The sequence below is a fragment of the Streptomyces sp. SAS_281 genome (assembly GCF_052542855.1).
In genome coordinates this window covers 1-20,733 of the sequence record NZ_JBMNDO010000030.1, presented here as the reverse complement: position 1 = coordinate 20,733, position 20,733 = coordinate 1, and the positions used below count along the sequence as shown (strand labels likewise).

16 protein-coding genes and 1 tRNA gene are annotated in these 20,733 nt (G+C 72.3%); 9 read left to right on the top strand and 8 right to left on the bottom strand.

All coding sequences use genetic code 11. The features are described from left to right. Nucleotides 1–29 precede the first annotated feature (29 nt). The 8 genes from ACN6LM_RS14005 to ACN6LM_RS13970 all read left to right on the top strand — a co-directional run bounded on the left by ACN6LM_RS14005 (nt 30) and on the right by ACN6LM_RS13970 (nt 11,307). A complete protein-coding gene (locus ACN6LM_RS14005; protein WP_445065681.1) occupies nt 30–701 on the top strand; it encodes an ABC transporter permease in 672 nt (223 codons plus the stop codon). Then, nucleotides 689–868: a hypothetical protein gene (locus tag ACN6LM_RS14000; protein WP_445065680.1), complete on the top strand. Its 180-nt coding sequence runs from the start codon at nt 689–691 to the stop codon at nt 866–868. Before ACN6LM_RS14005 ends, ACN6LM_RS14000 begins: the two co-directional genes overlap by 13 nt. A gap of 99 nt (nt 869–967) precedes the next feature. Then, entirely contained in the window at nt 968–1,165 is a 198-nt protein-coding gene (locus ACN6LM_RS13995) for a hypothetical protein (RefSeq protein ID WP_445065679.1), read from the top strand. A 338-nt stretch (nt 1,166–1,503) separates the two neighbouring features. Then, nucleotides 1,504–4,329 (top strand): type I DNA topoisomerase, encoded by a 2,826-nt coding sequence (gene topA, locus ACN6LM_RS13990; protein ID WP_445065678.1) that lies wholly within the window; start codon nt 1,504–1,506, stop codon nt 4,327–4,329. A gap of 361 nt (nt 4,330–4,690) precedes the next feature. Then, nucleotides 4,691–8,023 (top strand): dTMP kinase, encoded by a 3,333-nt coding sequence (gene tmk / locus ACN6LM_RS13985; protein WP_445065677.1) that lies wholly within the window; start codon nt 4,691–4,693, stop codon nt 8,021–8,023. Between the two features lie 150 nt (nt 8,024–8,173). After that, nucleotides 8,174–9,379 carry a DNA polymerase III subunit delta' gene (locus tag ACN6LM_RS13980; RefSeq protein ID WP_445065676.1) on the top strand — a complete coding sequence of 402 codons (1,206 nt, stop codon included), beginning with the start codon at nt 8,174–8,176 and terminating at the stop codon, nt 9,377–9,379. 185 nt (nt 9,380–9,564) lie between these two features. Then, complete coding sequence (locus ACN6LM_RS13975; protein ID WP_445065675.1) at nt 9,565–11,115, top strand: alpha/beta hydrolase; 1,551 nt, start codon at nt 9,565–9,567, stop codon at nt 11,113–11,115. A 118-nt stretch (nt 11,116–11,233) separates the two neighbouring features. Continuing rightward, nucleotides 11,234–11,307 (top strand) — tRNA-Thr (locus tag ACN6LM_RS13970). A gap of 119 nt (nt 11,308–11,426) precedes the next feature. Here the strand turns inward: ACN6LM_RS13970 and ACN6LM_RS13965 are convergent. The 6 genes from ACN6LM_RS13965 to ACN6LM_RS13940 form a co-directional block, all read right to left on the bottom strand. Next, nucleotides 11,427–12,620, bottom strand: coding sequence for a TRM11 family SAM-dependent methyltransferase (locus tag ACN6LM_RS13965; protein ID WP_445065674.1), 1,194 nt, complete (start codon nt 12,618–12,620; stop codon nt 11,427–11,429). Between the two features lie 311 nt (nt 12,621–12,931). Further along, nucleotides 12,932–14,440 carry a glycoside hydrolase family 43 protein gene (locus ACN6LM_RS13960; RefSeq protein ID WP_445065673.1) on the bottom strand — a complete coding sequence of 503 codons (1,509 nt, stop codon included), beginning with the start codon at nt 14,438–14,440 and terminating at the stop codon, nt 12,932–12,934. A 134-nt stretch (nt 14,441–14,574) separates the two neighbouring features. Next, complete coding sequence (locus ACN6LM_RS13955; RefSeq protein ID WP_445065672.1) at nt 14,575–15,357, bottom strand: SDR family oxidoreductase; 783 nt, start codon at nt 15,355–15,357, stop codon at nt 14,575–14,577. A gap of 161 nt (nt 15,358–15,518) precedes the next feature. Continuing rightward, nucleotides 15,519–16,424: a hypothetical protein gene (locus ACN6LM_RS13950; protein WP_445065671.1), complete on the bottom strand. Its 906-nt coding sequence runs from the start codon at nt 16,422–16,424 to the stop codon at nt 15,519–15,521. Nucleotides 16,425–16,694: 270 nt separating this feature from the next. Further along, the gene (locus ACN6LM_RS13945) at nt 16,695–17,405 is read right to left on the bottom strand and encodes a VWA domain-containing protein (RefSeq protein WP_445065670.1); all 711 of its coding nucleotides are present in this window, start codon (nt 17,403–17,405) and stop codon (nt 16,695–16,697) included. A gap of 202 nt (nt 17,406–17,607) precedes the next feature. Continuing rightward, entirely contained in the window at nt 17,608–17,922 is a 315-nt protein-coding gene (locus tag ACN6LM_RS13940) for a hypothetical protein (RefSeq protein ID WP_445065669.1), read from the bottom strand. Nucleotides 17,923–18,065: 143 nt separating this feature from the next. Between ACN6LM_RS13940 and ACN6LM_RS13935 the strand changes: the two genes are divergently transcribed. Further along, nucleotides 18,066–18,665, top strand: coding sequence for a TetR family transcriptional regulator (locus ACN6LM_RS13935; RefSeq protein WP_445065668.1), 600 nt, complete (start codon nt 18,066–18,068; stop codon nt 18,663–18,665). Nucleotides 18,666–18,726: 61 nt separating this feature from the next. Here ACN6LM_RS13935 and ACN6LM_RS13930 read toward each other — a convergent pair whose 3' ends face one another. Further along, complete coding sequence (locus ACN6LM_RS13930; protein ID WP_445065667.1) at nt 18,727–19,368, bottom strand: response regulator transcription factor; 642 nt, start codon at nt 19,366–19,368, stop codon at nt 18,727–18,729. Between the two features lie 2 nt (nt 19,369–19,370). Beyond that, a complete protein-coding gene (locus ACN6LM_RS13925; protein ID WP_445065666.1) occupies nt 19,371–20,654 on the bottom strand; it encodes a sensor histidine kinase in 1,284 nt (427 codons plus the stop codon). Nucleotides 20,655–20,733: the final 79 nt, after the last annotated feature.

Below are 20,733 nucleotides of genomic sequence, written 5' to 3'. Positions count from 1 at the left end.
CTCCTCTCCGTCCCCTCCCAGGAGTTGCCATGCCCGCCCGTACACCCCACGCGGATTCCGGTTCCGCCCCCGGCCTCCACCGCCGGATCGTTTCCGCCGCGAGGCTCGTGGTGATAGGCGGCGCCCTTTCGTACCGGGCGCTCTTCAACTGGACGACGCCGTCCATGTTCATCGGCACCCTGTTCGCCGGCCCGCTGCTGCAACTCCTCTTCTTCGTCTTCCCGGGACGGCAGCTGGGCATCGCCGACGACCGCTGCCACCTGCTCGGCAACGCCGTGATCTCCTCGTCCACAGCCTGTGTGTACGGCGGCACGATGGCCGTCGCGAACGAGCGGCGTCACGGGACGCTCGGCGCGGTCCTGCTCAGCCCCCGCCACCGTGCTCCGCTCTGGTTCGGTCGGGCCCTTCCGTATGTGCTGAACGGTCTCGTCATCAGCGTCTTCACGCTCTCTGCCGTCTGTTTCCTGCTCGGTCTGCGCATTCCGCTTGAGGCTCTTCCGGGACTCGGCGCCGTGCTGCTCGCCGCCGGTGCCGGGTGCTCCGTGTTCGGCCTTGCGCTGGGGGCGCTCGGGCTGCGGTTCCGGGACGTCTTCCTCGTATCGAACGTGGCCGCTTCCGTACTCCTGCTGCCGACCGGCGCGAACGTGCCGCGGGAGACCCTGCCTGCCTGGATGCGGGACTTCGGGACGTGCTGTCGCTGACTCACGCAGCCGACGCGGCGCGTCAGTTGTCGGCCGGGGCCCGGCTCGACGGCCGGGGGATCGCCGCGGAACTGCTGACGGGCGCCGGCTACGCCCTGCTCGCCCTCGTGCTGCTCGCTCTGTTCGAACGGGGGAGCAGGCGGCGCGCGACGCTCGACGTGATGTGACGGGGTCCGCTGTTCACCCCGTGTTGGTGCCGGCGACGTTCCGTGGTGGGAACCTCCCCGCGTAGCCGAGATGCGGCAGGGAAGAGGGAGGCGTACGGAATGGAGAGCGGACCCGCTGTCCTGGCCGGAGCGACGTTCGCACTGTTCGGCGCGGCGCTGCTGCTGTGGACGGGGGCGCGCGTGCTGAACCGTGCGCCGGTGGCGTACGGGGTGCGCCCCTTTGTCTCCACCGCACTCGCCACCGTGTTCGGCGTACTTTTCCTCATCCTCGGGGTGTGGTGCTTCGGCCGCGTGTGAGTGCGTCCGCGCGCCGTACGTACGAGACCGGCCCCACCCGGGCGCCGGGCGGTGAGGCCGGGAACACGCCCGGGCCGGCCGACCCCCGCGCCCCGCGCCCGCAGGGCGGTCCGGACGGTGCCGAAACCCGCAGGCAGCGGCCGTGTGCGCGGCGGAGCGAGCGGGCCGGGCGGCAGGAATGGCGGAAGTCGGGTTACCGTTCGAGTGGCCGTTGCGGGCTTTTGCCGTTTGACACGGGGGCGGGTTGTACCGTCACACTCCGCAGCGACAGCACTGTCGGCAGCGCCCTCGCGCTGCCCCGGATGCCCACCGAGCGTCGACCGGAGAGAAGAGCGAAGTTGTCCCCGACCAGCGAGACCGCACAGGGCGGCCGCCGACTCGTCATCGTCGAGTCGCCTGCCAAGGCGAAGACGATCAAGGGCTATCTCGGCCCCGGATACGTTGTCGAGGCGAGCGTCGGGCACATCCGCGACCTCCCGAACGGCGCCGCCGAGGTGCCCGACGAGTACACCGGTGAGGTGCGTCGGCTCGGCGTGGACGTCGAGCACGACTTCCAGCCGATCTATGTCGTCAACGCGGATAAGAAGGCCCAGGTCAGGAAGCTGAAGCAGCTGCTGGCCGAGTCCGACGAACTTTTCCTCGCCACCGATGAGGACCGCGAGGGCGAAGCCATCGCGTGGCACCTCCAGGAAGTCCTGCGGCCCAAGGTTCCCGTCCACCGGATGGTCTTCCACGAGATCACCAAGGACGCGATCCGCGCCGCCGTCGCCAATCCGCGCGAGCTGAACCAGCGCATGGTCGACGCCCAGGAGACCCGCCGCATCCTCGACCGCCTCTACGGCTACGAGGTCTCGCCGGTCCTGTGGAAGAAGGTCATGCCGAAGCTCTCGGCGGGCCGCGTCCAGTCCGTCGCCACCCGGCTCGTCGTCGAGCGGGAGCGCGAGCGCATCGCCTTCCGCTCCGCCGAGTACTGGGACCTGACCGGAACCTTCGCCACCGGGCGGGGCGGCGATGCCTCCGACCCGTCCACGTTCACCGCCCGGCTCAGCGCGGTCGACGGGCGCCGCATCGCCCAGGGCCGCGACTTCGGCGCCGACGGGCAGCTGAAGTCCGCCTCCGGCCAGACGCTGCACCTGGACGAGGCGAACGCCCGGGCGCTGGCCGCCGCGCTCGCGGACTCCGCGTTCGCCGTGCGGTCCGTCGAGTCGAAGCCGTACCGCCGCTCCCCGTACGCGCCCTTCCGTACGACGACCCTCCAGCAGGAGGCGAGCCGGAAGCTGGGCTTCGGGGCGAAGGCCACCATGCAGGTCGCGCAGAAGCTGTACGAGAACGGCTTCATCACCTATATGCGTACCGACTCCACGACCCTCTCGGACACCGCGATCTCCGCGGCCCGGGCACAGGTCACGCAGTTGTACGGGGCGAACTACCTCCCCGAGAAGCCGCGTACGTACGCGGGCAAGGTCAAGAACGCGCAGGAGGCGCACGAGGCGATCCGCCCCTCCGGCGACCGCTTCCGCACCCCTGCCGAGACCGGCCTCACCGGTGACCAGTTCCGGCTGTACGAGCTGATCTGGAAGCGGACCGTCGCCTCCCAGATGAAGGACGCGACCGGTAACTCGGTCACCGTCAAGATCGGCGGCCGGGCGAGCGACGGGCGGGACGCCGAGTTCTCCGCGTCCGGCAAGACGATCACCTTCCACGGCTTCATGAAGGCGTACGTCGAGGGCGCCGACGACCCGAACGCCGAGCTGGACGACCGCGAGCGGCGGCTGCCGCAGGTCACCGAGGGCGACGCGCTGTCCGCCGACGAGCTGTCCGTCGACGGCCACGCGACGAAGCCGCCCGCCCGGTACACCGAGGCGTCGCTGGTCAAGGAGCTCGAAGAGCGCGAGATCGGCCGCCCGTCGACGTACGCCTCGATCATCGGGACGATCCTCGACCGCGGCTACGTGTTCAAGAAGGGCACGGCCCTGGTGCCGTCGTTCCTCTCGTTCGCCGTGGTCAACCTGCTGGAGAAGCACTTCGGCCGGCTCGTGGACTACGACTTCACCGCCCGCATGGAGGACGACCTCGACCGCATCGCACGCGGTGAGGCCCAGTCCGTGCCGTGGCTGAAGAGGTTCTACTTCGGTACGCAGGAGGGCGACGACGCGGCCGGGGCGGGGGCGGCCTCCGACGCGGGCAACGGCGACGGTGACCACCTCGGCGGGCTCAAGGAGCTCGTCACCGACCTCGGCGCGATCGACGCGCGGGAGATCTCGTCCTTCCCCGTCGGCAACGACATCAAGCTTCGCGTCGGCCGCTACGGCCCGTACATCGAGCGCGGCGAGAAGGACTCCGAGGGCCACCAGCGCGCGGACGTTCCCGAGGACCTGGCACCCGACGAGCTGTCCGTCGAATACGCGGAGGAGCTGCTGGCCAAGCCGAGCGGCGACTTCGAGCTCGGCGCGGACCCGGTCAGCGGGAACCAGATCATCGCCAAGGACGGCCGCTACGGGCCGTACGTCACCGAGGTGCTGCCCGAGGGCACGCCGAAGACCGGCAAGAACGCGGTGAAGCCGCGGACGGCTTCGCTGTTCAAGTCGATGTCGATCGACACGGTGACGCTGGCCGACGCGCTCAAGCTGATGTCGCTGCCGCGGGTGGTCGGCGTGGACGCCGAAGGCGTCGAGATCACCGCGCAGAACGGGCGCTACGGACCGTACCTGAAGAAGGGCACGGACTCGCGGTCGCTGACCTCCGAGGACCAGCTCTTCGACATCACGCTCGACGAGGCGCTCGCGATCTACGCGCAGCCGAAGCAGCGGGGGCGCGCCGCGGCGAAGCCGCCGCTGAAGGAGCTGGGCACGGACCCGGTGAGCGGGGCTCCGGTCGTCGTGAAGGACGGGCGGTTCGGTCCTTACGTCACCGACGGGGAGACGAACGCGACGCTGCGCACCGGGGACAGCGTCGAGGACATCACGCCGGAGCGGGGTTACGAGCTGCTGGCGGAGAAGCGGGCGAAGGGGCCGGCGAAGAAGAAGACGGCGAAGAAGGCCCCGGCCAAGAAGGCTCCGGCGAAGAAGGCTGCTGCGACGAAGAAGGTTGCGGCGAAGAAGACCACGGCCAAGAAGGCCACGGCGTCGAAGGCTGCGGCCAAGAAGGCCGCTGCGGAGGAGTAGGCGGGTAGGGCCGGGGAGCGCCTGCGCGGGCCTGTCTCCCCCCCCCGCCCCTTTCCGAAACCGGGGCTCCGACCCGGGCCCCGCTTTTCGAGCGCCGGAGGCGGCTGGGTTGCGCGCCGGGGCGGGTTCGGGGGCTCTGCCCCGGGCCCCGCGCCTCAAACGCCGGCGGGGCTGGATGACGCGGCGGAGCTGGGTCGTGCGGCTGCCGCTGGGCGATGCGGCGGGCACTGGGTGATGCGGCGAGGCTGAATGATGCGGCGGCGCCGGATGATGCGGCCGGGCTGGACCGTGTGGCTGGGCTCGTGGGCGTTTGTTCGGGTGGGGGGCACGGGGGATGTGGGTGTCCCGTTAGGCTGGGCGGATGACGCGAGCCGAGCAGCCTACGGTCGTGAGCCCCACCTCCGACGCACTTGCCGCAGACTCACGCGAGCGCGCCGTACGAGCCCTGTTGCGTATTCCTCCGCTGAAGCGGTTGTGGAGCGCCCAGCTCGTCGGCAGCACCGGCGATGCACTCGCCCTTCTCGTGCTGGTGCTGCTGTCGCTGCAAGCGGCGGTTCTCGAGGGCTCATTCGGGACCGGATACCGGGGGGCGGCCTTTGCCGTCGCCGCCGTGTTCGGGGCCCGGATCATTTCCACCCTGCTCTTCGGAGCCGTACTTCTCGGGCCGTTGACGTCGCTCACGGCGCCGGGCGGGCCGGTCGACAGGCGGTGGCTGATGATGGGCGCCGACGGGTTGCGGCTCCTGCTGCTCGTCGTCGCGCCCCTGTGGATCGACTGGACGCCCTCCAACGCGCTCACGATGATCCTCGTCACCGTCTTCGTGGCCGGGGTGGCCGAACGGCTCTGGACCGTCGCCAAGGAGAGCGCGGCCCCCGCACTGCTGCCCGCCCCGCCGATCGAGGGCGCCGCCGTGCGCCCCCTGCCGGACCACCTCGACGCACTGCGCCGGCTGTCCCTCCGTACGGACTTCGCGGCCGTTCCCCTCGCCGCGGCCGTCCTGCTGGTCGCCACCGTGATCGGCAGCCTGCTGGGCTCCGGCCTGGACTGGTTCTCCTTCCATCAGGCGGCCCTCGGTTCGTACGTCGCGGCCGGGCTGTTCTCCGCCTCGATCTCCACCCTGTACTTCCTGGAACTGCCGGCTACGCAGACGCCGCGCCCGCGCTCGCCCCTGGAGGGATTGCGCCGGCCGTCCGCGGGGAACGGCCCCGACAAGGGACGCACCGGTTCCATCCCGCTGATCGTCGCCACCTGCGCGGCCGTCGCCGGTGCCATCGCGGCCGCGGCCGCCGTCGCCGTGCTGCATGCCAGCGACCTCGGCGGCGGGCCCGTCACCCTCGCCCTGCTCGTCCTCGCCCTCACCGGCGGTACGGGTGTGGGCATCCGTACGGCGGGGAAGGTGCTGCCCACCCTGTCGCGGCGGCGGATGCTCTCGTTCGCCACCGCCGTCACGGGCCTCGCCCTCCTGGCGATGGGCCTCGTCCCGGACACCGCGACCGTCGTCCTGCTCGCCGTACTCGCCGGATACGCGGCGGGCGTCGCCGCGAACACCGGTCACGTCCTCGTCGACCAGGAGACCGAGGAGGCCCGCCGGACCAGGATCACCGAGCACCTCCAGGCCGTCGTACGGGTCCTCATCGCCGTCGGCGCCGTCGGCGGCCCCCTGGTCGCCGCGGCCATCGGCACCCACCGGCTGACCATCGGCGACTTCGTCTTCGCGCACGGCGGCGCCGCGTTCACCCTGATGCTGGTCGGCGCCCTGCTGCTGCCCGTCGCGGTCATCGTCCTCGCGAAGACGGACGACCGTTCCGGCGTACCGCTCCGGCGTGACCTGCGCGAGGCGCTGCGCGGCGGCGATCCGGCGGTCGCGCCCGCCGCGAACGGCTTCTTCATCGCCCTGGAGGGCGGCGACGGAGCCGGCAAGTCCACCCAGGTCGAGGCGCTCGCCGAGTGGATCCGGGCCAAGGGCCACGAGGTCGTCGTCACCCGTGAGCCGGGGGCCACCCCGGTCGGGAAGCGGCTGCGGTCCATCCTGCTCGACGTGTCGTCGGCCGGGCTCTCCAACCGGGCCGAGGCCCTGCTGTACGCCGCCGACCGCGCCGAGCACGTCGACTCGGTCGTCCGTCCGGCCCTGGAGCGCGGCGCCGTCGTCATCTCCGACCGCTACATCGACTCGTCCGTCGCCTACCAGGGCGCGGGCCGCGATCTGGCCCCGACCGAGATCGCCCGCATCTCGCGCTGGGCGACGAGTGGCCTCGTACCGCACCTGACCGTGCTCCTGGACGTCGCGCCCGAGACCGCGAGGGAACGGTTCACCGAGGCGCCCGACCGGCTGGAGTCCGAGCCGCCCGAGTTCCACGCCCGGGTGCGGTCCGGCTTCCTGACCCTGGCCGCCGCCGACCCGACGCGCTACCTCGTGGTGGACGCCGGGCAGGAGCCGGAGGCCATCACCACGGTCGTACGCCACCGCCTCGACCAGGTCCTGCCGCTCTCCGAGGCCGAGATCAAGGCCCGTGAGGAGGCCCGCAGGGCCGCCGAGGAAGAGGCCAGGCGCCGCGCCGAGGAAGAGGCCGCCCGCAAGGCCGAGGAGGAGCGCCTGGAGCGCGAGCGGCAGGAACAGCTCGCCAAGCTCCGTGCCGAGGAGGCGGAGCGCAAGCGCCGCGAGGAGGAGGAAGCGCGCCGGCGCGAGGCCGAGCGCCAGGCGGAGGAGGCCCGGCAGCGCGCGGAGGAGGCCAGGCGCCGCGCCGAGGAAGAGGCCGCCCGCAAGGCCGAGGAGGAACGGCAGCGTGCCGAGGAGGCCCGCCGCGTCGCCGAGGCCGAGCGCGCGCGCCGCGAGGCCGAGGAAGCGGCGTACGAAGCGGAACAGGCACGACTGCGCCGGCAGGCGGAGGAGGAGTCCCGGCTGCGCAAGGAGGCCGAGGCCGCGCGGCTGGAGAAGCAGCGCAAGGCCGAGGAAGCCCTGCTCCGGGCCGAGGCTGCCCGCCGCCAGGCCGAGGCGGAGGCCGAGGCCAAGGCCCGGGCCGAAGCGGCCGCCGCCGAGGAGCGTGCTCGTGAGCGGGCCGCGCGTGAGGAGGAGGCCCGCGCCCTGGCCGCGCGGCAGGAAGCCCGCACCCGGGCCGCCCGGGAGGAGGAGTCCCGGCTGCGGCAGGACTCCGGGGGTTCGTCGGAAGCCGGCGGTTCCGGCAGCGGTGACGAGCCGTCCGGGCCCGACAACGAGTTGACCGTGCCCACGCCGATCGTCGACCCGAACGAGATCACGCAGCCCGTTCCCGCGCCCGTGGATCCGGCCACCGGTTCCGGCCGGGGCCGCGGTGGGCCCTGGCCGTCCGACCAGGACGAGACGACCGTGATCCCGAAGTTCCCGGACGACTCCGAGGAGACGACCGTGCTGCCCGCCGTGCCGGACACCGGGCGCGGTGGCGGTGTACGGGAGCCCGACCCGTCCGACCGCGTGCCGCGCGGCATCTTCCGGGACGAGCGGACGGCGGAGGGCGACAACGAGCGCACCCGTGAGCTGCCGCAGATCACCGACCCGCACGCGCAGCAGCAGAAGCCGCGGCCCCGGCGCCCCCGGCCCGACTGGGCGGAGGAGACCCCGCTGGACGACCTGCCCAGCCTGGCCGACGAGCTGCTGGGCGGTTACGACGACGAGGGCCCGGAGTCCTCGGGCGGCAGGAGCCGCCGGCCGCGCCGCTGACCGGTCCGGCGCCTACGGAAGTACGCCGATGGCCCCGCGCCCTCCACGGGTGCGGGGCCATCGGCGTCCGGGTTGTCAGACCCGTCCCTCACAATGGGAGACCGGAGCGACGAGAGCCACGCGTCGAGCGAAGCGGAAAGGCGGTGCCCCATGTCCGTGTGGGACGACCTGGTCGGCCAGGACCGGGTGCAGGAGCAGCTGGGCGCCGCCGCCCGGGACGCCGATGTGCTGGTCACCGCCGATGCGGCGAGGGAGCCGGTGCCGCCCGGCTCGAAGATGACGCACGCCTGGCTGTTCACCGGACCGCCCGGCTCCGGGCGCTCCACCGCCGCCCGGGCTTTCGCCGCCGCGCTCCAGTGCACCAGCCCGGACCGCGCGTTGGGCGGGGCGCCGGGCTGCGGTTTCTGCGACGGCTGCCACACCAGCCTCATCGGTACGCACGCGGACGTCGACGTGATCCGCACCGACCTGCTCTCCATCGGTGTGAAGGAGACCCGTGAGCTGGTGCGACGCGCCCAGCTCTCGCCGGCGGTCGGGCGCTGGCAGGTCATCGTCATGGAGGACGCCGACCGCCTCACCGAGGGCGCGGGCAACGTCCTGCTGAAGGCGGTCGAGGAGCCCGCGCCGCGCACGGTGTGGCTGCTGTGCGCGCCCTCGCTGGAGGACGTGCTGCCGACGATCCGGTCGCGGTGCCGCCACCTCACCCTGCGTACACCGCCGGTCGACGCGGTCGCCGACGTCCTGGTCCGCCGGGACGGCATCGACCCGGAACGGGCCGCCGCGGCGGCCCGCGCCACCCAGGGGCACATCGGCAGGGCGCGCCGCCTCGCCACGGACGAGCGGGCCAGGGCGCGCCGGGCCGCGGTGCTGAAGCTGCCGCTGCGCGTCGAGGACATCGGGGGATGCCTCAAGGCGGCGCAGGAGCTGATCGACACCGCGACCGAGGACGCGAAGCAGGCGTCCGAGGAGGTGGACGCGAAGGAGACGGAGGACATGAAGGCGGCGCTCGGTGCCGCCGCCGGGGGCCGCATGCCACGCGGCACGGCCGGAGTGATGAAGGAGCTGGAGGACCGGCAGAAGCGCCGTAAGACCCGCACCCAGCGCGACAGCCTCGATCTGGCGCTCACCGAGCTGACCGGCTTCTACCGCGACGTGCTCGCCCTGCAGTTCGGCTCGCGGATCGCGATAGCCAACGCCGACGCCGAGGACGCACTGGACCGTGTCGCGCGCGCGTCCACTCCGGAGGGCACGCTGCGCCGGATCGAGGCGGTGTCGGCCTGCCGCCGCGCCCTGGACCGCAATGTGGCGCCGCTGCTGGCGGTGGAGGCGATGACCATGGCTCTGCGCGCGGGCTGAGGTGTGACCATGGCTCTGCGCGTGGGCTGGGGTGTGACCATGGCTCTGCGCGTGGGCTGGGGTGTGGTCAGGGGCTGTGCGCGGGCTGAGGTGTCCGGCGCCACCGGGCGCCCCGCAAGGCGCGCTGTATCACCCGAAAGAGGAGGGAAACGGGTGTGCGGCGACAGGGCGGCTACGCTCCGGGCATGGACACCAGGCGCCCGTTCCGCACTCTTGCTCTCGCGCTCGGCACTGCCGGCCTGCTCGTCTCCGGGTGCAGCGGCGGAGACTCGTCGTCGGAAGCCTCCTCCTCCGCCGGTGCCGCGTCCGCGTCGCCCGCAGCCGTGCCGGCCGGCCTGAAGCCGTATTACGCGCAGCACCTCAGCTGGCGGGACTGCGGTGTCAGTGGCTTCCAGTGCGCGACGATGAAGGCGCCGCTGGACTACGCGAAGCCGGACGGCGGCGAGATCAAGCTGGCCGTCTCGCGCAAGAAGGCGACCGGCCCCGGCAAGCGGATCGGCTCCCTCCTGGTGAACCCGGGCGGCCCCGGCGGATCGGCCATCGGCTACCTCCAGGGCTACGCGGGGATCGGCTACCCCGCCCAGGTGCGGGCCCGCTACGACATGGTGGCCGTCGACCCGCGCGGCGTGGCGCGCAGCGAGCCGGTCGAGTGTCTGACCGGGCCGCAGATGGATACGTACACGCAGGTGGACCAGACCCCGGACGACGACGCCGAGGTCACGAAGCTGAGTGACGCCTTCGAGAAGTTCGCCTCGGGCTGCGAGAAGCGCTCGGGCGAGATCCTGCCGCACGTCTCGACCGTGGAGACGGCACGCGACATGGACATGCTGCGCGCCCTGCTCGGCGACGAGCGCCTGAATTACGTGGGGGCGTCGTACGGAACGTTCCTGGGCGCGACCTACGCCGAACTGTTCCCCGGACGCACCGGCCGCCTGGTCCTCGACGGGGCGATGGACCCCTCGCTCTCGTCCGTGGAGATGAACCGGGCGCAGACGGCGGGGTTCGAGACCGCGTTCCAGTCGTTCGCGAAGGACTGCGTGAAGCAGGCGGACTGCCCGCTCGGGACCACGTCCGCCTCCGACGCGGCGGACCGCCTGAAGAAGCTCTTCGCCGACCTGGACGAGGACCCGATCCCGACGGGCGAATCGCGCGAGCTGGGGGAATCGCTCGCCACGACGGGCGTCATCGCCGCCATGTACGACGAGTCGGCCTGGCCCCAGCTGCGCGAGGCGCTGACCGGCGCGGAGTCGGGCGACGGATCGGGGCTGCTGGCCCTGGCCGACGGCTACTACGAGCGGGAGCCGAGCGGCAAGTACGCCAATCTGATGTTCGCCAACGCCGCTGTGAACTGCCTCGACCTCCCGCCCGCGTTCACCGGACCCGAGGCCGTGGAGAAGGCCCTCCCCTCCTTCGAGAAGGCGTCCCCGGTCTTCGGCAGGGGCTTCGCCTGGGCGGCCCTGAACTGCAACCGCTGGCCCGTCCCCGCCACCGGCACCGCCCACCGCATCGAGGCCGAGGGCGCCGCCCCCATCGTCGTCGTCGGCACCACCCGCGACCCGGCCACCCCGTACGCCTGGGCCGAGTCCCTGGCCGCCCAGCTCTCCTCGGGCACCCTGCTCACCTACGAGGGCGACGGCCACACCGCGTACGGACGCGGCAGCGACTGCATCGACACGGCGATCAACACGTACCTCCTGGAGGGCACCCCTCCGGCCGCGGACAAGAAGTGCACCTGACCTCCCCGCCCGCCGCTGACCTGCGGGTTGGCGGCGGTCGCGGGGTGGTTCGGAGCACCCTCGGAAACTGTGTAGACTTGGCGTCGCTGCTGATCGCATCATGGTGCGAACAGGGCGCGCCGCCTTAGCTCAGTTGGCCAGAGCAACGCACTCGTAATGCGTAGGTCTCGGGTTCGAATCCCGAAGGCGGCTCGGATCAGCCCCAGGACTCACTCGCCGTGACCTGGGGCTTTTTCATGTCCGGGGGTGGCTGAGCCGGCTCGCCACCGCGGCTGTGTGTTCCACGGCGTTCGCGAGCCCGCCGGTAGTGGTCAGCGCGAGAAACGGTTCAGCGAGCGGCGGTAGGTGCCCATTCCGATGAGCAGGGGGTTGGCGGGTTTCCTGGCCGTCCGGCGCCGCTCGCCGCTCTGCCCGGTCTGTGGCTTCTGGGGTTGCTGGGGCTCCGGAGATTCGTGTGACTCCTGCTCCACGGTCTTCTGCGACCGCTCGGAGCCGGTCCGCCGCTCGCCGATGAAGACCGTGGCCGGGTGGCCGTTGACCAGGATCCCGTGCGTCTGGCGGACGGTGAGGCCGGCGTCGGTGAGCGCCGCTTCGAACGAGGGGGCGCCCCGGCGGGCGCAGAGCAGCACGTACCGGCCCGTCTCCGGGTGCAGGACCCGGGCCAGGGAGAGTCCGGTGGTCCGGGCGAACTCCTCGTACGGCACGGGCAGTTCCTCGTGCTCGCCCCACGGCGGGTCCGTCACGACGGCGTCCACCGAGCCGTCGGGGACGGACGGGAGGGTCATCGCGTCCTCGTCCAGCAGGCGCACCCGTCGGTCGCGCAGGGTCTCGCCGGGCAGCTGTTCGCGGTGGTCCGCGAGGTCCAGGTCGGAGTAGATGACCTCCCGGGCCGGCAGGGCGAGCCGGGCGACCACGAACGAGCCGCTGCCGGCGAACGGGTCGAGGAAGGTGTCCTCGGGGCGCGGCTCGGACGCCAGGACCAGCATGGACGACAGCTCGTGCGACAGCGCGCCGCGGGCCTTCTTGGGCCGGGCGGGCTTGGGCAGCCGCGCGCAGAACATCAGGTCCCGCATGTCCAGGCGGCCGATGACCCAGTACTCCTGGCCCCGGCCGCTGGGTTCGAGTCGCATGCCCGTGCAGGCGGATACCGTGCGCTCGATCTCGCGCTTCGGGGCGCCCGCGACGGAGGCGAGTTCGCCGTCGACGTGGACCATCACGCGGAAACCCCGGGCGCGGGGCCCGGGGAGCGGCGGGAATTGCGCCTTCTTCAGCGAGCCCGCCAGCTGGGCCACATTTTCATCGATGTCACTGCGCCGGATCTCAGTGATCACCGCAAAGGCGTTCTTCGCGAAGGGAATGTCCGCGACGCGTTCCATCGGTGAGCTGGAGGAGAAGAGCATGGCGCTGTCGTCCTGGTACTCCGCCCGGAAGCCGTCGACGAAGTGCGACATGGCATCCGCGACGAGTTCGCCGGCCCCGGCGGGGTACTGGATGAAATAGCGCATCCGGGAAGCGTACCGGACCCCGGGGCCGCCGGAGCGGCCGCTTTCGGGGGGTGGTGGCGGCGCGCGCCGGTGCGCGGACAGGCGTTCTTCAGCGTTTCGACGGGCTGTGCAATCGAACCGTGTTCCGCAGCATCCAGCCTTTCCGCTGCTCCGGTAAGGCTGCTTGGAAGAGGCTGCTCTGGCCAAACTGTTCTGATGAGGCTGCTCTGACCAAGCTGCTTTGATGAAGCTGCTTTGATGATCACCGGATCGGCTGAATTTCCGATCCGGTGATGTGCCCGCTTGCCGATCCGGCCGTCCGACGGCAGTCCTCAGCTCTCCAGGGCCTCGTACGCGAACCAGTCGAAATGGACCGTGCCGCTCGCCGCGTACAGGCCGATCACCCGGCCCGTGAAGCCGCCGGTCACCTCCGTGGAGAGGTAGCGCCCGTCGAGGGAGCCGAGCGCGGTGAACGTGCCGTCCGGCTCCTCGACGCCCAGGGACACCGTGTCCGGCCCCGTGCACGGGTCGAGCGGGGCCCGGGTGGGCGCGATGTCGATCCCGAGCACCACCGGTCCGGCCGGTGCTGGGCGGGACGCGAGCACCGTGCGGAGCGGGCCGATCCGGGCGATGAGCCGGATCCCGCCGCCGCCCGCCTCGATCGCGTAGTGGTGTGCCTCGTCGAGCCGGACCGCGAGCCCGCCGTGCCCGTCCGCCGTGTCCACCAGCGTGCGCGCCCGGCACGCCAGGTGCTGCTGGCGGCGTCCGGTGAACACCGCGTCCGGGTCGTCCAGCGTGCCGCCCCGCCCGTGCAGGGTCAGCCAGCCGGGCCGTTCCTTCGTCCCGGCCCGGCCGGCGGTGGAGCGGCGCGGCGAGATCCAGTACGGGCGCGGCTCGGCCAGGTCGAAGTCGTCCCGGGCCGGGGCTGCGGGCGCGGGCGCCAAGGGCCAGGGCGGCGCGGGGAGTTCGGTGGAGACCTCGCCGACGACGGGCCAGCCGTCCACCCAGGTCACCGGGGCGAGGAAGGTTTCGCGGCCGAGGACGTGCCAGCCGGGCGTGCCGCCACCCGGACGCACGCCGAGGAGCACCAGCCACCAGGTGCCGTCGGGCCCCTGGACCAGGTCGCCGTGTCCGGTGTTCTGGACGGGGTGCTCGCGGCCCCGGTGGGTGAGGACCGGGTTGTCCGGGCAGGGCTCGAAGGGCCCGGCGGGCGAGGGGCCGCGCGCGACGGAGACCGCGTGCCCGCGCTCGGTGCCGCCTTCGGCGATCAGGAGGTACCAGTGGTCGCCGATCCGGTAGAGGTGCGGGGCCTCCGGCGCCTTCGCCCCGGGCGCCCCGGACCAGATGCGGCGCGGTTCGCCGAAGGCCTCGCCGGTGTGCGGGTCGATGCGGACCTGGGAGACCCCGGCGACGGTGCACCAGCAGGTGCCGTCCTCGTCCCAGGCCAGGTCCGGGTCGATGCCGGGCACCCCGGGCAGCGGGACCGGGTCGGACCAGGGGCCGGCCGGGTCGGTGGTGGTGAACAGCAGGTTGCCGACCTCGACATTGGTGACGACGAGCCAGAACCGGCCGTCGTGGTGCCGGAGCGTCGGCGCGTAGATGCCGCCGGAGGCCCGGGTTCCCGGGGTCAGGTGCAGCTGCTCGGGGCGGTCGAGGACGTTGCCGATCTGCGTCCAGTGGACCAGGTCGCGGCTGTGGAAGAGCGGGATGCCCGGGAAGTACTCGAAGCTGGAGCACACCAGGTAGTAGTCGTCGCCCACGCGGCAGACGCTGGGGTCGGGGTGGAACCCGGGGATCACCGGGTTGCTGACGGTCGTGCCCGTCTGGTCTCGGACTGGCATGGCATCCGTTCCTGTGCGTCGCGCGTGCTGCCGGAGGGAGGCGTCGAAGCACGGCTGTCGAAGCGCTTCGATACCGAGGTGACCCTAGTAACCGGGTGCGCGCGCGACAAGGGGGACACCGGCGGAGAAAGGGCCTACGCCGAGCCGCCGTTGCTCTTGAGCAGCTGGCCGTTGACCCACTGGCCCTGCGGTGAGCAGAGGAAGGCGACCAGGTGCGCGGTGTCCTGGGGGGTGCCGAGGCGGCCGAGCGGGGTGTCCCGCCGGATCAGCTCCGCCAGTTCTTCGTTCATCCACCCCGTGTCCACGGGACCCGGGTTGATGACGTTGGCGGTGACCCCGAGGTGCGCCAGTTCGCGCGCGGCGGCCAGGGTGATGCGGTCCAGGGCGCCCTTGCTGGCCCCGTACGGCAGATTGCCTACGGTGTGGTCGCTGGTGAGTGCGACGATCCGGCCCGTTCCGGCGGGGGCGCGGAAGCGGAGCGCGTACTCCCGGATCAGCAGCCAGGTGGCGCGCGCGTTCACCGCGAAGTGGCGGTCGAAACTCGCGAGGGTGGTGTCGAGGAGCCCTGAGTCCACCGATTCGGCGTGGCTCAGCACCAGCGCGGTGACCGGCCCGATCCGCCGTTCCGCCTCGTCGAAGACGCGGGCGGGGGTGTCCGGGTCGATCAGGTCGGCCTCGATCGCGGCGGTGCGGGCGCCGTGCGCGGTGAGCGACGCCTCGATGGCCGCGGTCGCGCCGCGCTCCTCGCCCCAGGTCATGCGCCGGTCGTAGGGCGTCCAGTAGGTGAACGCGATGTCCCAGCCGGAAGAGGCGAGTTGACGCGCGATGCCGGCGCCGATGCCCACCGTGCGGCCGACCCCGGTGATCAACGCGAGGGGGCGGGACGGGGCGGCGGGCTGCGTTTCGGTGGTGGTCACGGGAACTGATCATCCTGGACGGACTCCCGTCCGGGCAATGGAGTTCGGGCTTGTTCCCGGGCCGGGCCCAGGGCCGCCGGGCGGGTGCGTACGACGACGCGCGGACGCCCGTCCGGGTGGTGCCGGACGGGCCTCCGGGGCAGTGCGGGACGGGCGCGGCCTCAGCCCGTCCTGCGGCGCCTCAGCGCGTACCAGGTGAGGCAGCAGGCGACGAGCACCACGGCCCCGGCGCTCCCTGCGCCGACCGGCGTGGCGAGGAGGCCCAGTGGCGAGCCGTCCTCCTTCGAAGCGCTTGCGGAGGTGGCGACGGTGCCCGGCTTCGCGCTCTTCGTCCCTCCGGACGCCGTGGGCTTCCGCTCGGCCCCGCCGCCGAAGCGGAAGACCGGGCTGTCATCGGCACGCGGTGCGCCCGAGATGACCACGTCCAGCGAGAGGGGAACCACGATCCCCTTGGCCAGGTCGCCCGGCTCGGCGACCTGAGCCTGGATGTAGTACGTGCCCGGCACGTCGTAGGCGTCGGGCGCCTCGCTCGTCGTGGTTCCCGGCTCGGTGATCTCCCAGGGGCCACAGACCCGTTCGATGTGGCCGGTCCGGCGTGCGAAGAGTTCCGTCAGCCGGTGGTCCTTGTTGCACAGTGTCGACGTGCGCCGCGCGTCGTAGACGGTGACGGCCAGTCCGGCGGTGGTGGCGTGCGGGAAGTCGTCGGGGATGTCCACACCGGCCTTGACCGTCAGCCGCTGCCCCGCCTTCAGCTCGACCCGCCAGAAGGGTGCCTCGCCGACGGTGATGGACTGGCGGTGGGTGCCCGGCCCGATCGGGGTGGCGTCGTTGAAGGAGAAGCCGCCCTCCGCGTCGGCTCCGACGCGGGGCTCCGGAGGCCGGACCCCGGTCGCTCGGGAGGTTGCGTCCGCGATGCCGATGAGCAGCTCGACGGGCATGGCCGGGTCCCCGGACCGCGTCACGTCGTTCTCCACCCTGACGCAGCCCATGTCGTCCTCGGCGGGCTTGTCGACTTTCCCGCCGGCCCCGCTGCGGCCTCCGGTGGAGATGACGTTGGCCCACCCCATGGACTGGTCGAACTCCCTGATCCATGAACGGGGTTCGCTCTCGTCGGCGGGGCCCGCGGCGACGGTGATGATGGACCCGCGTGCGTAGCCCTTCTCGGCGACGGCGGTGGCGCTTACCTGGAGCAGTTGGTCCTGCCGCTTCTTGACCCGGTAGTAGAGGTCCCGTCCCCCGGTGAACTTGTCCAGGTACTGGCCGGGCCCGACCAGCGGCGCGTTCCGGCAGCTGTCGAGCGAGCCGTCGACCGGCTTGCCGGTGGCCCGGTAGGTCCGTCACTCCTTGCGGAACAGGGTGTCCAGATCGGAGATCAGCGCGTCGGTGTCGTCGGAGTCCGTGTACGCGCCGCCCGTCACGTCGGCGATGCACTTCAACTGGGCGCGGGCCGAGGCCGGCGCGCGGAACCCGATCACGTCCACGGCCAGGTCGATGCCCTGGTCCTTGAGTTCACGGGCCACCTCGCACGGAGGTGGCGGGGCACAGGTGTCCTCGCCGTCCGAGACCAGGACGACGCGGCGCTCGCCGCTCGGGCCGAGGTCCTTGGCCGCCGCGCGCAGCGAGACGCCGATGGGGGTGAACCCGACGGCCTCGAAGCGGGCGATCCGGCTCTTGGCATCGGACCGCGCAGCCCGGTCCATCGTGGCCACGGGCAGCACCGGTTGCGTATCGGCGCAGCCCTTCGTCCGGTCCTCTCCGGGGTACGTGGCGCCGTACACGCGCAGGCCCAGCTCGGCCTGTGCGGGCGCCTTGTCGATGATCCGGGTGACTGCCTGCTTGGCGGCGGAGAGGCGGGTCCGGCCCTTGCCGGCGTCCGCCTGGTTCATCGACCCGGAGAGGTCGAGGACCAGGTCGATCCTGGCGGCCTCCGGAGTCTCCGGGGACGCCGCGGGAGTCGCGCCGGCCTGCGTCGCCGACGTCAGGAGCGAGGCGGCCAGTAACGCGGGAAGAGCGGCCAGTACCCGGCGTCGCCAGGGTGTCGGATTCACGGAGGTGCTCCCAGGAGGTCGGTCCGTCGGGCGGTGAGACGGATGGCGGGTGGCCTTCACCCACACGGACGATAAGCAACTGCAAATAGTTCCTTGGTCCGTGCACTTCCTGTGTGCACACAGTATGTGGCGAATAGAGGGAGGTCGAAATCCCGACTGCAACGTTCCTGTTCATCTCGCCACGTTGCCCTTACGGCTGCGGCTACGACGTACGAGCGGCGCGCCGGTACCCCCCCTTGTCCCGCGCCTCAGCGCGGCGGCGCAGAACGGTGGCGCGGACCTTCAGAAGGTTCGGCACCAGTGCGTAGACGACCGCCGGCACGACGATCCCGGTGATCACCAGGGTGCGCAGGAGCATCGGGAAGCCCTTGACGTACGGACCGACCAGCAGCTGCACCACGGTCAGGGCGGCGAACACCGCGATCCAGGTGAGCAGGGCGCGCATGTGTACGGAGGGCAGTGCCACCGGCTGTGCGGGGGTGGTGGCAGCGGTGGCGGGGCGGGTGGTGGTGGTCATGGGAAGTCCCATCCAGGTCGGCGTGCGAGGTGTGTGGAGGTGGTGCTGTCCTCCGTGGTGCGCTCCACCATTCCAACCAACCGGTTGGATGTCAACCATCCAGTTGGTTGGAGATGAGGGGGGAGCCGTTCTACGCTGGTGGCATGACCTCGGACATGACCTCCACCAAGGAACGGCTCCTCGCTGCGGCGAAGGAGGAATTCGCAGCTCACGGCATCGCCGGAGCCCGCGTCGACCGCATCGCGGAGCTGGCCGGCGTGAACAAGGAACGGATCTACGGCTACTTCGGCAACAAGCAGAAGCTGTTCGACGCCGTCGTGGGACGCGCGCTGGACGAGCTGGCCGCGGCCGTACCGCTCAAGGGCGGTGACGACCCCGCCGAGTACGTGGGACGGGTGTACGACTTCCACCGCGACAACCCGGTGCTCGTGCGCCTCTTCTTCTGGGAGGGCCTGCACTACCGCGATGGTGTCCTGCCCAACGAGGAGGGCCGTCGCGGCCACTACGAGGAGAAGATCGCCGCTCTCGCGGAGAGCTTCGGCACCGAGGCGTCGCCGCAGGTCGCGGCCTGCCTGCTGAGCCTCATCGGGCTCGCCGCCTGGCCCAACGCGGTGCCGCAGCTGGCCCGGCTGATCATCGGCCCCGACGCGGAGGCGGCCGGCGGCCTCGACCTGCGCGCCCATGTCGTGGCCTTCGCCCGCCAGGCGCTCGCTGACGTCCCGTCCGTGACCCCGGCGGCCTAGGTGTTCTGTCCCGGGAGGCTGTGGACGGGCGAGGCGGGCTGGGCGTGCCGGGTCGGAGGGGTCAGCCCCTGAGGTACGCCAGGACCGCCAGCACCCGGCGGTTCGTGGTGTCGTCCAGCGACAGGCCGAGCTTGCCGAGGATGGATCCGAAGTGCTTGCTGACCGTGCCTTCGCTCACCGAAAGGGCCGCCGCGACCGAGGCGTTGGACTTCCCCTCAGCCATCAGCGCCAGCACCTCCAGCTCGCGCGCGGTCAGCCGGGACAGCGGGTCCCGGCGGTGCCGGATCAGCTGCCGGACCACCTCCGGGTCGACCACGGTGTCCCCGGCGGCGACCCGGGCGAGGGCGTCCACGAACTCCTCGACGTGGCCGATGCGTTCCTTGAGGAGGTAGCCGACGCCCCTTCCGTCCGCCGAGTCGAGCAGGTCCTCCGCGTAGGCGCGCTGCACGTACTGGCTGAGTACGAGCACCGGCAACTCCGGCTGCCTGGCGCGTAGTTCCAGCGCGGCGCGCAGGCCCTCGTCGGAGAAGCCGGGCGGCATGCGGACATCGGTCACCACGATGTCGGGGCCGTGCTCGGCGACGGCCGCGACCAGCTCGTCCGCCGTGCCCGCGCCGGCCACCACCTGGTGGCCGAAGCGTTCGAGGAGGCCGACGAGCCCTTCCCGCAGGAGCACGCTGTCCTCAGCCAGTACGATCCGCACGCTCAGGGCCTCCCGCTCGCACCCGGTACGGGGACTTCCAGGCGGAACACCGTGGGCCCGCCGGGGGGACTGGACAGTACCAAACGGCCGTCGAGCACCGAGAGACGGTCGGCCACCCCCTGGAGCCCCGTCCCGTCGCCCGCCGACGCGCCGCCCCGCCCGTCGTCCGCCACCTCCACCACCAGCCGGCCCCGCGCCACCCGCCCGGACACCCGGACCCGCTCCGCGTCACTGTGCCTGGCCGCGTTCGCCAGCGCCTCGCACACCGCGAAGTACACCCCGCTCTCCACGGCCCCCGGCAGCCGCTCCGGCAGGTCCAGGTCCAGATCGACCGGCACCACCGAGCGGTCCGCGACGTCCTCCACGGCCGCCCCGAGCCCCCGGTCGGTCAGGACCTGGGGGTGGATGCCCCGGATCAGCTCGCGGATCTCCACCAACGCGGTGTCGGCCTCGCCGTGCGCCTTCGCCAGCAGCCCGGCCAGGGGCTCGGCCGGGCTCTCCAGGCGGGCCAGGCCGAGCGTCATCGACAGGGCGACCAGACGCTGCTGCGCCCCGTCGTGCAGATCGCGCTCGATGCGCCGCCGTTCCGCCTCGAAGGCATCGACCAACCGGCTGCGGGAGCGGTCCAGTTCGCGCAGCCGCGCCCCCGCCCCGGAGTCCGTGAGCAGCGCCCGGGTCAGCGTCGCGCGCCAGGCCGCCAGCACCCCCAGCGGATATGCGAACACCGGGAGCAGTGCCAGCCCGGCGAGCAGCGCCCCGAAGGCGGCCGGATAGGAGTGGACGAGCCACAGCTTCAGCACCCGGACCTCCTCGCCGCCGCACGCGGCCAGCACCGCGGGTGCCGCGATCAGCCCGCCGCACACCGTGAGTGCCGTCCCCACGGTCACCGCTTCCAGCGGCCACAGGACGACCGCGGTGAGCAGCGCGTACGCCAGCTCCCGCCAGGTCGCCCGCTCCCGCAGCCGGGTCCGCAGCCAGGCGGTGAGCCCGGTGCCGTCCGGCTCGCCGTGGACCGGGGCGAGCGGGCAGGGATCGACGAGCCGCAGCCTGCGACGCTCCAGGGCGGCGAGCGGGATGCCGGAGAGGGCCAGGGTGAGCAGGAGCGGGAGGCCGACGAGGAGCACGGCGAGCGCCCCGCCCACGACCGCGAGCAGCAGGAGGACGGCGAGCGTCAGGACACCGGTGAGCGCGCCGGTCATCAGGTAGAGCGCCGCCCGCCACGGCCAGGGGCCGCGCACGTACCGCCGCTGCCGCAGGGCCCGGTGGAGGCCGGGGGAGGAGGACATGCGGAAACGGTAGGCGGCGCGCACGGACCCGGACCACCCGGCGGTTTCCACTCTTGAGGTGGAGGCAGCTCCACCTCAG